Origin of the sequence: Tatumella sp. JGM118, from assembly GCF_018257515.1 — a bacterium.
Taxonomy (GTDB): Bacteria; Pseudomonadota; Gammaproteobacteria; order Enterobacterales; family Enterobacteriaceae; genus Tatumella; species Tatumella terrea.
This window is the reverse complement of sequence record NZ_JAERJR010000002.1, coordinates 1-12,260: the sequence shown is the minus strand read 5'-3', so window position 1 is coordinate 12,260 and position 12,260 is coordinate 1. Positions and strand designations below refer to the sequence as shown.

The window sequence follows — 12,260 nt, the reverse complement described above, 5'->3', positions numbered from 1 at the left end:
GGAGCACCGCGATGAAACCGACTTCTGCCCGCTATACCATCTTCCTGCTCATGTTCCTCATTGCTCTGATTAACTATATTGACCGGGGGGCGTTATCCTTTTCCGCCAATGCCATTGCCACGGAATACCATCTGAATAAAACCCAGCTGGGTGCCGTTCTCGGTTATTTTGGTATAGGCTACCTGCTGGGGTCGTTATGTGGCGGTTTTCTGGCCGACCGTTTCGGTACTCGTAAAGTCTGGTTATGGGCAGGTCTCTGCTGGTCTGTGCTGGAAATTGCAACTGCCTGGGCGGGGATGGCGCTGTTTGGCGGTTCCGCGCTGATGGGGTTCGCCACCCTACGTATATTATTTGGTTTTTCCGAAGGTCCGGCGTACGCGCTGATGAACAAAACCATCTCGGCGTGGGCACCGGATAACGAACGCGGCTTTGCGCTCAGTATCGGCCTGGTCAGTACCCAGGCCGGTGCAATGCTGACCGCGCCGATTACCGTCGGGCTGATCCTGCTGACCGGTGACTGGCGGATCATGTTTATTATTCTTGGCGTATTTTCACTGCTGGCGATGCTGCTGTTTTCCCGCGTTTATACCGACAGCCCCGCACAGCATCCAAAGGTGAATACCGCCGAGCATGCCCTGATCACACGGGGGCAGAGCGCATCCGTCGCCGAAGGTACCGCCCTGCCCTGGTGGAAATTCTTCACCAGCCGGACGCTGGTCTGTAATGCACTGGGCTATTTTACCTTTTTATATATCACCTTTACGCTGGCAACCTGGCTGCCAAAATATCTGCAGGATAATTTTCATTATGATCTGCACACGCTTTGGTATGTGGCGATGATCCCCTGGAGTGGCGCCTGTTTTACCGTCTTACTGGGTGGCAAAATTTCTGACGCGCTGATGAAACGATTCAATAATCTGCGGATTGCCCGCAATGCCTTCGCGGTCGTCGCCCTGTTACTGACCGCACTCTGCTTTATGGCGATCCCGCTGGCGGGCTCCGCTGCGGCGGTGATTGGACTGATGGCCGCCGGCAATGCGATTAATGCGATGGTTAATAACGTGTACTGGTCGGTGGTCATTGATGTGACGCCAAAGGCGTCGGTGGGGACATTTAGCGGGATAACACTGGCCATTGCGAATATTTCGTCGGTCCTGTCCCCGATGCTCTCCGGCTGGCTGGCCCAGCACTCTGGCTATAACGCCATGTTTATCGTGACCGGCTGTATTGCCCTGGGCAGTATGCTGGCGATGATGGCGCTGCAACCTGAAAAAAAGCATGGTCTGTCGGTACGGCCACAGGCCGGTTATCCCCATGCGCTTCCGCGTTCTATGACCGAATGATCACAAGGCGGGCCGCCAGGTCCGCCCTTCTCATTCGCCCTGCCGCAACCGGGTGGCGGTCTCCAGTGCCCCGATCATCTGGCCTGCCAGCGCACCGATAACGTTCATGCAGACAGAATTACCAAACTGTTTATATATCTGACCATGGGAAACGGCATCCACAATAAAATCATCGGGGAATCCCTGTAAACGGGCACACTCTTTCGGCGTCAGTTTTCGCGGATTTTTCCCTTCACCGTGCTGTTCGATCAGTATCTCTGAACCGTCTTTATAGTATCTGGCGCTGAGGGTATTGGTATACTCACTGCTGGCGTTAAACAGACTGTAACCGAAGCCGTTTCCGCGCTGCTTATGTGACGCGCGTCGTTTTTGATGACCGAGCCACAGTTTATCGGACAGGGTATAGACATCTTTGCCTTTTCTGGCAATCAGTGCCGCCAGTTCGTGCGGTTGCAACAAAATGTCCCCTACCCGGGTCGGTGTACAAGGAGGGTCCGGCCACTGATACACCTGGTCGAAATCCACACCGCTGAAATAGTCTTTATCAAAACCGACAATATAGACCCGCTCACGGTTCTGCGGTGCCCCGAAATCCCTGGCCCGCAACACCCGGAAGTCGACCCAGTAGTTCAGCTTTTCAGACAATGCCCGCCGGGCATCTTCACTCATCGGGACATCGTCAGGGATCGCCTGCGCATGCTTACCCTGCAGGATATCGATAATGGTCTTCAGGGTACGGCCTTTGTCATGGCCCTGCAGCTGTTTGACGTTCTCCAGCAGGAACGCTTTGGGCTTTTTAGCGGCCAGGATGCGCTGGATCTCAAAAAACATGGTTCCGCGGGTATCACTGAAGCCCTGCTTACGCCCTGCCAGAGAAAAGGCCTGACAGGGAAACCCGCCCAGCAGCACATCGTGGTCGGCAATATCCGTGGCCCTGACCCGGGTGATATCACCGACCGGCATTTCTCCGTAATTTGCGAGATAGGTTTTCTGGGCATATTTATCCCATTCCGAGGTGAACACACAATGGCCGCCCAGACGCTGAAAAGGCAGGCGGATCCCACCGACACCGGCAAACAGATCGATAAATGTGAACCGGCTTTCTGACCGCGGTTGCTGACGGAACGGGGCTTCCTGCGCATGTTTCCGGAGTTTTTTATCCATATTCAGGATGGCCTTACGTTTGGCCACGGAAGGCATCATCCTGCCGGCTTCCCATTCACTGACGGTCTGTTCACCGTGAGCTGGCATCCCGAGGACACTGGCAAACTCGGCACGCCCCAGGCCGAGCCCTTCCCTGATACTCTTTATTTCTTCTGGTGTTGGATGTGCTAAGTGGGACATTGTTCGGTTACTTATGCGGTTTTAGTCCCGGAAGACTAACATTGCCCTTAAAAGCCCGCAATCAGTTATTCCGGCCTGCACAGCAGGACATTCTTCACTCATTCAGACCGGCCGCTTTTATGATAATGACAACCGGATTAACGGCGCTTCACTGAACGACAAAGAGAAAACCCTGTTAACATTCTATTATTTAATGTTTATCGATATCCCATCTGATGACTAATGCCGGTACTAATCATTGAAATGATGATGTTCAGGGTGGATGGGGACACACTTTCGGACTTAACGACCGACTACCGGAATCACTCGTCCGCGACAGGACTGTCAGCCGGAGAAATATGGCTCACCGTAACCCTGTTAGTGGTACGCACAGTCAGGGCCAGAATATTCTGTGACTGAGCTGGCACTCTTCGCTATTGTCATCAAAGGACAGCGTTCCGGGAGGAAGGAAACCCTCGCCCCCCCGGGATGTTTTAACTGTGTGCTGATTAGCATTAGCGCGGGGGGTTAATCACCAGCTGATGGCGGTCATTATAAAACCGGCGATAGGCCAGATAGCCGGCAATAATGGTCGACAGACTGGCCGTAGACAACAGCATAAAGGTCACCATGATCTGATATTTAATCGCCTTAACCGGGTCAATTCCGGCAAAGATTAATCCGGACATCATCCCGGGCAGGCTTACCAGTCCGACGGTCTTAGCGGAGTCAACGGTCGGGATCATCGCGGCGCGGATGCTTTCCCGCAACAGACCGGCAGAGGACTGTTTCGGGGTCGCCCCCAGACTGAGCATCTCCTGGATTTGCTGCTGCCCGCTGGCAAACCGTTGCCCCAGATTATTGTAACAAAGCCCGACCGCCACCATCCCGTTACCGGCAATCATTCCTGCTATCGGGATCACCTGCATCGGCAGAAACTCAATCGAGCCGGTCAGTACCAGTACCAGTAACGTCAGTACGGCCCCGGTAGTGATGGCAATAAATGACATCAGGAAAGCATTATCAATATATTTGCTGCGCTTTTTGGCATTCCAGGCCGCATTGAAACAGATAAACAACACCATCAATACCGTCAGAAAGACATTATTCAGATCAAACAGATATTTTAATACATACCCGACAATCACCAGTTGTACGACGGCACGGCAGATACTCCACACAATATCTTTTTCCAGTGCCAGTTTTTCACGGTAACTAATCACAATCGCCACCAGCACTAAGGCCAGCGACATAATTAGCGATCCATTGGTGATATTATGCTGGTTCACTCGCGTCTTCCTTTGTTTTTTCTGAGGGGGTTCCTTCCTGCATCGCGGAGGGTGAGGTTAACCGGATGACATTATCCGCATGGCGTATTTCATCCACGTCGTGTGTCACCCACAGGACAGCCAGATTCTTTTCACGTACATACTGATGAATAATATCGTTGACCTGGCGTTTGTTTTGCTCGTCCAGGGCGCTGGTGATTTCATCAAGCAGCAGCACCTGCGGCAGAAACTGCAAATGACGGATCAGTGAAATACGCTGTTTTTCACCGCCGGAGAGCGCCGACACCGGCTGGTCCAGCATTGTTTCCGGTAATGAAAACCGGCGCAGTTCTTTAATCAGTTGCTGTTTATCGGCCGTTTTACGGCGCAGAACCCAGGGAAACTGCAGGTTATCGGCAACGGTGTCGCCAAACAGTGACGGGGTTTGTGCACAGTAAGAGACCTGCTGACGGTACTGTTCGGGAGCATACTGCGAAATATTTTTACCGGCGAAGGTGATCTCGCCGCTCTGCGGACTGATCAGCGAAGAGAGGATCTTCAGCAAGGTACTCTTTCCGCATCCGGACGGCCCGGTGATCAGGGTGAATTCCCCGGCATTCAATGTCAGCGATAAGTCACTGAGGATCGGCGATCCGCCTGCCCGGTAGTTAATCTTGTCCACTGCCAGCAGTGGTGTTTTCTGATCCTTCATGGCTTATTGTCCCGTACTTAACTGTTTTACATAGTTTAACGGTGATCCCCACACAGAAGAAATGGGTTTTTCACCCGTCAGCGCGGGTTCTCTGCGTAACTCCCCGGGATCCCCCGCATTCAGTGATCCTTCGCGCTGTGCTGAATTGTAATAATTTCTAACCTTGCTGACTGGTGTTTCCGCTGCCCCCCTTTTAAGGTAGAAAGTAAGACTGGAACATTTAAGAGGATGGAATATGCGAATACTGGTTGTGGGTGCCGGCTCTACCGGTGGCTATTTCGGCGCCTGTCTGGCTCGTCACGGGCGGGATGTGACTTTTCTGGTCCGGGAAAGGCGTGCAGCAGCCCTCAGAGATCACGGGTTAGTGGTTCATGCCGATGCGGGAGATTTTAAGATACAGCCTCAGCTATTGCAGGCCAGGGAGATCCGTGGCCCGTACGACCTTATCCTGCTCACGGTGAAAAGTTTCGGTCTCGAACAGGCTATCCGCGATATTACCCCCGCAGTCGGAGAGCAGACGCTCATATTGCCGGTGCTGAACGGTATGCGGCATATCAGTACGCTGGGGGAGGTGTTCGGTAAAGAAAAAGTATTAGGCGGATTATGTAAGATCCATTCCACGCTGAATAAAGACGGCGAAATACTGCAAATGTCTGCGCTGCATCAGCTGTCTTATGGTGAACAGGATAGCCATGACTCCGCACGTGTCCGGCAACTGGATGCCGTACTGAGTGACTGCGGGTTTGATAACCGGCTATCGATGACTATTCAGAATGATATGTGGGAAAAATGGTTGCTGCTGAGTACGCTGGGTGCAGTCACCTGCCTGTCGCGGGGCAACACCCAACAGGTCGTACGTTCGGCCGGCGGCGAGGCACTGTTACAGGCAATATACAGTGAAGTGCTGGCCGTGATCACCGCCTGTGGCTATCAGCCACGCCCGGCAGTCATTGCCGCTACGCTTCAGATGCTGAGTAACCCTGAAACCCCGCTGACCTCCTCCATGTACCGGGATTTAGATCAGGGGTTCTCTGTGGAGGCGGATCAGATCATCGGGGACCTGGTCGACAGAGCCAATACACACGCACTTCCCGTACCGCTGCTGAATGCAGTGTATGTCAACCTGCAGGTCTATCAGCAAACGCGGCAGGCGGGCTGAGACTCTGTTGATCGTGGCCCCCGGCTGAGTGGTTCGCTGGTAACGGGGGCGTTAATCAGGCCAAACCATGATCCCGGTCCCGGCAGAGCACGGGCCGGGGCATCACCTTCGCGGCCGGACCTCAGGAACCGTGCTTCCCGGCCTGCCACTCGCCAGCGGTGGTGATAACAGCGCGAGTACCATCATCGGTGAGGCCTGCTAAATAAGCCCTGTACGCTTTCTCCGTGCCTGATCACGACGCAGCCTGTGGATATTGCCTTCCGGGAGGCCTCTGCCGTTCTGTTGATAACGATCAGCCACCTTCCCGCCGCCACACGTTGCCTTTGCTGTCACAGAGACTCCCTGTATTACCTGCCTGTAGCGGTTCAGGGAAGTGCATTCTGGTAGAGATCCCAACGGTTACCATAGAGGTCCTCAAATACCACCACCCAACCGTATTCTTCCTCGCGGGGCTGCTGACAGAAATGTACCCCTTTTTCCTTCATTGCAGTGTAGTCACGCCAGAAGTCATCGGTTTGCAGGAACAGAAAGACGCGACCTCCGCACTGATCACCGATAAATCCCTGCTGCCGTTCGCCGGAAGCCTTTGCCAGAAGCAGGTTACAGTCACTTTCCGGATGCGGCGTCACCACGACCCAGCGCTTCCCGGGCTGCGGGGTATCTTCCACCAGCGTGAACCCCAGTTTATCGGTGTAATACTCAATAGCACGATCATAGTCATCAACGACTATCGCAACATATCCCAGACATCTCTTTTGTGTTCTCATCGTTACTCCGACAGGCTTCAGAAAAAACCGGCAACTGATATCAGGGCACTTTCTGCATTATGGCCCTCAGACCGGGTGAACAGGCGGGCACAGTCCGGATAAAGACCTCCTGAATAGCGTCCATTCCGTCAGTGCGTTCTGATAATGCCCCGCCCGGCCCGGGAAATGAATACCATAAGAGGCCAGTCGGTATGCCATCACTGAATAGAAGGCATCCACAGCTCCCGGGGTCTCTCCACGGAAGAACTCCCCCCGGGCCGCAGCAAAAATAATTCCGATACGTTCGATGTCTGCGTCCGCTTCAGCGGATAACGCTCCCGGTACCGTTTTACCGGAGGCCACAAACGGCATTTGCCGGCGGATTTCAGCAAAGCCTGAGTGTAATTCGGCACATAAGCTTCTTTCCTCAGCCCGTAATGCTGCCTCTGCGGAATAAAGTAACCCGGGTTTAATTTCGTTAACGTACTCGGCGATCGACAGTGAATCATAAATAATAAGATCGCCGTCGCTGAGAACCGGCACCCGCCCGGTCGGTGATAAGCGTTTGAGTTCGCGTCTGCTCTGCGGATGGCTGAGGTCAAAAATATGCAGGTCCGGGGGTATTCCGGCAATCTCCATACAGAGCAACGCTCTCAGTGACCAGCTGGATTCTGTCCCGGCAAATAATTTCATCTTACACTCCGTATTAACAAGGCTATCATCTATAGCATGACAGCCCGCAGCGACACGATAAATTTCTTTTGTTTATGATCAGCCTGTTAGCGCGATATCCCCCTGTTCTCCCGAAGCAATAACCGTTATCAGGGCACAAGAAATGCCTGCCACCATCAGGTAAATCATGGCGTTACGGGCCACACAACGTTAACGCTATACAATACACCTCTGATGAATTCAGTGAGGTCAGACAAGCGCCTGATAATCCCTCTGAACCTGTCTGACGTACTGGTTCAGAGGGATTATCCGCCGCCGCTCACCGGCGAGCGCTTAATGTGCAGAATTTCTGCTCTATCCCTGAAGGGTCTGTTTAGCAGAGTAAATGAGAAAGCGGGAAGTGTGTGATGTCCGTATTACCTGAATGAGGAAATTCCCGTCCCGGTGACGGTTTATTTAAGAAGAACGGGGCGTTTCCCGGATGAAGGATATCGTCAGGCTATAAATGCGGGGCAAAGACATTCTGGAAATCTGAGCAGTAAAATTACGGACGTATTATTGACCATGACCTGTGAGCGGCAGACTTATGGCAGGTATTCGGCATAATAATCATCATACAACCGGCACGCCAGTGACGAACAATCCGTTTCCAGACAGAGCGCGACATCCTCACCGAAACCACGCTCATGTAATTCGCATGCCGACGAACACTCTGCGAGAAGCCCCGGATTTTGCTGGCGGTAATGTTGCCATGCCGCTAATGCCGCCAGGGATTCAGGCGAACAACTCTCCCGTCCCATCGCTTCAATGATACTGCCCGCGGCAATATAATCTTCAACCGAAGGCCGCAGGCCCCCGTCAGGCCACTGTTCTCCGCAAGGCACCAGTAAGACTCGCTGAAAGTGACGACAGGCTTCTGCTGTCGCTGTTCTGTTTCTGAAGCATCCACTGAAAATGGCTGCGCCTCTTTCTCTGGCCCGGAACGAAATCGCAGAGCCATTTGGCGAGGGTAATACCAGTCTCTCACCCTGGCCTATTTTGCGAAGTGAAACCGGCGAAAGGGTGTAGCCCGCACTCCCCTGTCGTCTGTCAAAATGTGCAGTGACAGCCCCTCTTTTCTCCCCATATTCCCTGGCTGAGGCATCTTTGCGGAGATAGGGATAGATACGGGCACCGTGATCGATAGCCACACTCACACAGGTTGAAAAAGACATCACATCAATAATGACGATACAATCGACGTCCCCTGCCAGATGAGCAATGGCCGGCATTCCCCATTCAAGGCGAAGATCAAAAGCTGCCTGGCTAAAGTAGTGCATGATGATTGCTCCGTGTGACGGTTGCAGAACGGTGCCACGCGCCTGTCAAACCGGAATCTCCCGTTATGCCGGAAATTCTGCCTGCGGGTGACAGGATCAACAAAAATAGTGTTCCGGTTGTACCACAGCTCGCAACCCGGTACTCAGAAACTGAACATAACAGGCAGACCACGGGAATATCCGTCACCCGTCGATGGGGAGAATATCAATCCAGGCCTCAGAAGGCGTATCAGCCGCAGGCAGGGCACGGTTTTCCGCCGGTATAAGCGGAGAGAAAATATTCCAGGCAGAACGCCCGGCGCACCGTCCGGGCATCGATGGCGGATGAGGATTATTTTTTCTCTTCGCCGTGAAGAGTTTTCTGCTCGCCCATCACTTTCAGTTTTTTCGAGATATCGCGGCGTTCTTTGGATAAATCCGCATTTCTGATGATGTATTCATCGACCCGGTCTTCATAATCACTACGCATACTGGCAATGATCTCCTGAATCGCTTCAATACTCATCCCGGGCTTAATATATTCACTCAGGTTATCCAGCAGCAGAACACGCTTCTGATTATCGCGGACTTTCTTCTCATTATCCGCTATTTCGCGTTGCAGCTTGTTTTTACGGCGAAACATACGGACAAATTCGAGTACGTCCTGGAAGGATTGTTTGGCATTTTCCATGATAACACCTTTGTTTGACGCCTGATCGGACAGACGTGAGTTTCAGAATCAGTTGGGTTCAATGAAGTCCCGGCATCACTACTGTGACTTCTAAAACTTTTCAATACCTTATCTTAGCGCAAAGGAACGGCATTTCACACGACACTGATTGATTACTTTCTCAACACCATTCGAATAAGTTCATGTAACCGCACCAGCTGACCATGTAATTCCAGACTGAGCCAGACATAGCCATAGACCGGTGTCGCCTCCGCTTTGGCATGTTCGGCCTTCGATAACAGCCCGCTCAGTTCCCGTTTCATCTCATCCAGTTCAGCAATGGTGGCAGAGACCTGATCGGTTTTGCCGGTTTTCAGCATCCCGGAAAGCGTGCGGAACAGATTTTCGGTCATGGCCTGGGTACGGCGCAACGTAGGGGCATTCAGCAGCAGCAGATGGCTTTCACGGGAATCCCACCACGCATTGATCTGCATCTCCAGCGTGTAAACCATATTGCGCTGGAGGGTCTGGATGGCTTCAAACACAGATTTGGGAATCCGTGTCTCTTTACTGGACGGTTCCAGCAGGGCACGTATTTTGACACTGCCGGAGATCAGTTGCTGAATGGACTTATTCAGGCGCGGTTTTTCGAGCAAATTAGGTGATAATCCGGTCTGGTAGATCTTCAGCGAAGCGAGTAATGCATCTGACATCCTGATGCGCCAGAAAGTATAGGCACGTTGCGCCCAGATACCGGTAAAGATGACCGCCAGGATTGACCCAAAGATGACATCGCCCCCCCGCCATAAGGCGGTCAGGAAATCCCCCGGCGGCGCGCCGACCACCACACCGAGGGTAATACCAATCAGTAACGCCATATAGGGACGTTTACCTAAGGTCAGATAACCACAGACAAACATCACGATGCCACACCAGCCCAGCATCAGCGGCAGCGAATACAGCTCTATCTTCAGGGCAATCAGTCCCGATACCGAGCCGGCGATGGTACCGATAATACGTTGTACCGCCCGCGGAAACACATTTCCCCAGGACGAGATAGGCCCCATAACTACCACCAGCGTGATCAGCGGCCAACTGCCTTCCGGGATGTGCAACAAACGCACCAGTAAAAAAGAGAGCACAAACGCTATGGCGATTCGGACACCATGAACGGTCTGGTAGTGGCGGTAGAGCCAGAATTCAGGTCGGGATATGGGCTTGTCAGGGCGCAAAATCATGTTCCGTTAGACTTTTCGGACTGCTATTTTTGCATATTACAAAAAAAAGATCCGGTGCAATTCGTCACCGCTACCGTCCGGGAGCATTAAAAAAGCCCCGGTAAAAACCGGGGCCGGGCAGACTGACAAAGCAGAAAGATTACAGTTTCTGTTTAATGTAGTCAGTGATGCGGGTAATAATGCCGCCTTTCGCGACACTCTGTAAGGCGACTAACGGATAGCTGGCGATTTGTTTGTCTTTATCCATCACCTGAATTTCACCGACCGTTTCGTCCTGTGCCAACGGCGCTTCCAGCTCTTTATTCGTCAGGACATATTTCGCTTTCACATTATTGATTTCACCGCGCGGTAATGAAAGATAGAGATCTTTCGCAGAACCCACATTGACGGTATGCGGATTACCATACCAGACATTCTCTGTTCCCAGAGGTTTACCGGCATGGAATAACTGGACGGTATCGAAGTTATTCTGTCCCCAGACCAGCAGTTTTCTGGCCTGATCTTCACGGCCTTTCGGACTGTCTGCCCCCATGACAACGGCAATCAGACGGTGGTTACCGATAACATTGCTGGCAATAATGTTAAAGCCGGCGGTTTCTGTATGACCGGTTTTCATGCCGTCCACATGCAGGCTGTTATCCCACAGCAATCCGACACGGTTGTTCTGAGTAATACCATTCCATGTCATCGTCTTCTGACTGTACATGTGATAGAACTCCGGCTCACCATGAATAATGGCTCTGGCCACAATCGCCAGATCACGTGCCGTACTGTACTGTCCCGGGGCATCCAGACCGTGAACGGTTTCGAAATGGGTGTTTTTCAGGTCGAGGTTGGCAACGACCTGGTTCATCATCGCGACAAAATTCTGCTGTCCCCCGGCCACATAATCGGCCAGCGCGACACAGGCATCGTTACCTGAATCGACAATCACACCGCGGCTCAGATCACGCACACTGATTTTATCGCCAGGCTTCAGGAACATCAGAGAAGAACCTTTAAATACCGGGTTACCGGCGCCCCAGGCATCGGTACCCACGGTGACGATATCATCAGGTGAGATACGTTTCGCATTAATGGCCCGGTCAACCACATAGCCGGTCACCAGTTTGGTCAGACTGGCGGGATTGCGTCGCTCATCGGGATTACCGGCTGTCAGCACCTGGCCGGTCGTTGCATCCATCAGGACCCAGGAGGCCGCGTTGATGGGCGGTGGCGTCATTGAAAGAGGGAAGGCATTGTCATCGGCATGCGCCGCTGAGGCCAGTAAAATCATACCCGATACAGTAATAAGCAGACGCCTTTTCAAGCTAAATTCCTCAATAATTTGGGTGGGTTGACAGGTTTTAGACGCCTTTTTACGGCATTTTACCCCCGCTGGCATCTCTCAATTGTGAGAAAGTGTAAATCGGCAACCGGGGATATCTGCTGTCAAACGGGTTAACAGAAAAGATCGTGCTGTTCTGCTCCTTGCCTGCAGCGACTATACGGTAGTTATCTCCGGTATTCCAGGCAGGTTCAGGCCGGAAAAAGGTTTCAGACGTGTCATCTTATCCCTTGAAATGAATCATTTTCTCACACCCGGCCTGCACTGTCGGTACCCTGCTAACGCCCGGCGGAGCATTAATTCAACCAGCCTGTGAGGTTTCCCCGGATTATACGCGTTTATCGATGGTCGCTGTCAGTGATGCGGGCCTGACTCAGGCAGCAGTACAGGAGGTCAGGAGGTCAGGAGGTCAGGAGGTCAGGAGGTCAGGAAGTCAGGAAGTCAGGAAGTCAGGAAGTCAGAAAGTAAGAAAGTCAGGAAATCAGTAAATCAGAAAATCAGTAA

General features: G+C 52.5%; 11 protein-coding genes. 2 read left to right on the top strand and 9 right to left on the bottom strand.

From position 1 onward, the window contains the following. Nucleotides 1–11 precede the first annotated feature (11 nt). Nucleotides 12–1,343, top strand: a complete 1,332-nt coding sequence (locus tag JK223_RS02560) for an MFS transporter (protein WP_212712659.1) — start codon at nt 12–14, stop codon at nt 1,341–1,343. Between the two features lie 30 nt (nt 1,344–1,373). Here JK223_RS02560 and dcm read toward each other — a convergent pair whose 3' ends face one another. The 3 genes from dcm to fetA all read right to left on the bottom strand — a co-directional run bounded on the left by dcm (nt 1,374) and on the right by fetA (nt 4,646). Next, the gene (gene dcm / locus JK223_RS02555; protein ID WP_212712658.1) at nt 1,374–2,687 is read right to left on the bottom strand and encodes a DNA (cytosine-5-)-methyltransferase; all 1,314 of its coding nucleotides are present in this window, start codon (nt 2,685–2,687) and stop codon (nt 1,374–1,376) included. 494 nt (nt 2,688–3,181) lie between these two features. Beyond that, nucleotides 3,182–3,955 (bottom strand): iron export ABC transporter permease subunit FetB, encoded by a 774-nt coding sequence (gene fetB, locus JK223_RS02550; protein ID WP_212712657.1) that lies wholly within the window; start codon nt 3,953–3,955, stop codon nt 3,182–3,184. Then, nucleotides 3,942–4,646, bottom strand: a complete 705-nt coding sequence (fetA, locus tag JK223_RS02545) for an iron ABC transporter ATP-binding protein FetA (RefSeq protein WP_212712656.1) — start codon at nt 4,644–4,646, stop codon at nt 3,942–3,944. The genes fetB and fetA overlap by 14 nt, the downstream gene beginning before the upstream one ends. Nucleotides 4,647–4,881: 235 nt before the next feature. Here fetA and panE point away from each other — a divergent pair, with 235 nt between their 5' ends. Beyond that, on the top strand, nt 4,882–5,805 hold the full coding sequence (panE, locus tag JK223_RS02540; RefSeq protein ID WP_212712655.1) for a 2-dehydropantoate 2-reductase: 924 nt from the start codon (nt 4,882–4,884) through the stop codon (nt 5,803–5,805). Between the two features lie 365 nt (nt 5,806–6,170). On the opposite strand, the gene JK223_RS02535 is transcribed toward panE, so the two are convergent. The 6 genes from JK223_RS02535 to dacD form a co-directional block, all read right to left on the bottom strand. Then, nucleotides 6,171–6,572: a VOC family protein gene (locus JK223_RS02535; RefSeq protein WP_212712654.1), complete on the bottom strand. Its 402-nt coding sequence runs from the start codon at nt 6,570–6,572 to the stop codon at nt 6,171–6,173. Nucleotides 6,573–6,638: 66 nt separating this feature from the next. After that, nucleotides 6,639–7,244 (bottom strand): glutathione S-transferase family protein, encoded by a 606-nt coding sequence (locus JK223_RS02530; protein WP_212712653.1) that lies wholly within the window; start codon nt 7,242–7,244, stop codon nt 6,639–6,641. 563 nt (nt 7,245–7,807) lie between these two features. Then, a complete protein-coding gene (locus tag JK223_RS02525; protein ID WP_212712652.1) occupies nt 7,808–8,542 on the bottom strand; it encodes a 2-phosphosulfolactate phosphatase in 735 nt (244 codons plus the stop codon). 331 nt (nt 8,543–8,873) lie between these two features. Beyond that, nucleotides 8,874–9,212, bottom strand: a complete 339-nt coding sequence (locus JK223_RS02520; RefSeq protein WP_212712651.1) for a DUF496 family protein — start codon at nt 9,210–9,212, stop codon at nt 8,874–8,876. Nucleotides 9,213–9,364: 152 nt separating this feature from the next. Then, nucleotides 9,365–10,423, bottom strand: coding sequence for an FUSC family protein (locus JK223_RS02515; RefSeq protein ID WP_212712953.1), 1,059 nt, complete (start codon nt 10,421–10,423; stop codon nt 9,365–9,367). A gap of 145 nt (nt 10,424–10,568) precedes the next feature. Next, the gene (gene dacD / locus JK223_RS02510) at nt 10,569–11,738 is read right to left on the bottom strand and encodes a serine-type D-Ala-D-Ala carboxypeptidase DacD (protein WP_212712650.1); all 1,170 of its coding nucleotides are present in this window, start codon (nt 11,736–11,738) and stop codon (nt 10,569–10,571) included. Between the last annotated feature and the right edge of the window lie 522 nt (nt 11,739–12,260).

Coding starts and splice junctions, on each gene's coding strand:
- JK223_RS02520 (WP_212712651.1), bottom strand. CDS start 9,212: ATGGAAAATGCCAAACAATCCTTCCAGGACGTACTCGAATTTGTCCGT.
- JK223_RS02525 (WP_212712652.1), bottom strand. CDS start 8,542: ATGCACTACTTTAGCCAGGCAGCTTTTGATCTTCGCCTTGAATGGGGA.
- JK223_RS02560 (WP_212712659.1), top strand. CDS start 12: ATGAAACCGACTTCTGCCCGCTATACCATCTTCCTGCTCATGTTCCTC.
- panE (WP_212712655.1), top strand. CDS start 4,882: ATGCGAATACTGGTTGTGGGTGCCGGCTCTACCGGTGGCTATTTCGGC.
- dcm (WP_212712658.1), bottom strand. CDS start 2,687: ATGTCCCACTTAGCACATCCAACACCAGAAGAAATAAAGAGTATCAGG.
- JK223_RS02530 (WP_212712653.1), bottom strand. CDS start 7,244: ATGAAATTATTTGCCGGGACAGAATCCAGCTGGTCACTGAGAGCGTTG.
- JK223_RS02535 (WP_212712654.1), bottom strand. CDS start 6,572: ATGAGAACACAAAAGAGATGTCTGGGATATGTTGCGATAGTCGTTGAT.
- fetA (WP_212712656.1), bottom strand. CDS start 4,646: ATGAAGGATCAGAAAACACCACTGCTGGCAGTGGACAAGATTAACTAC.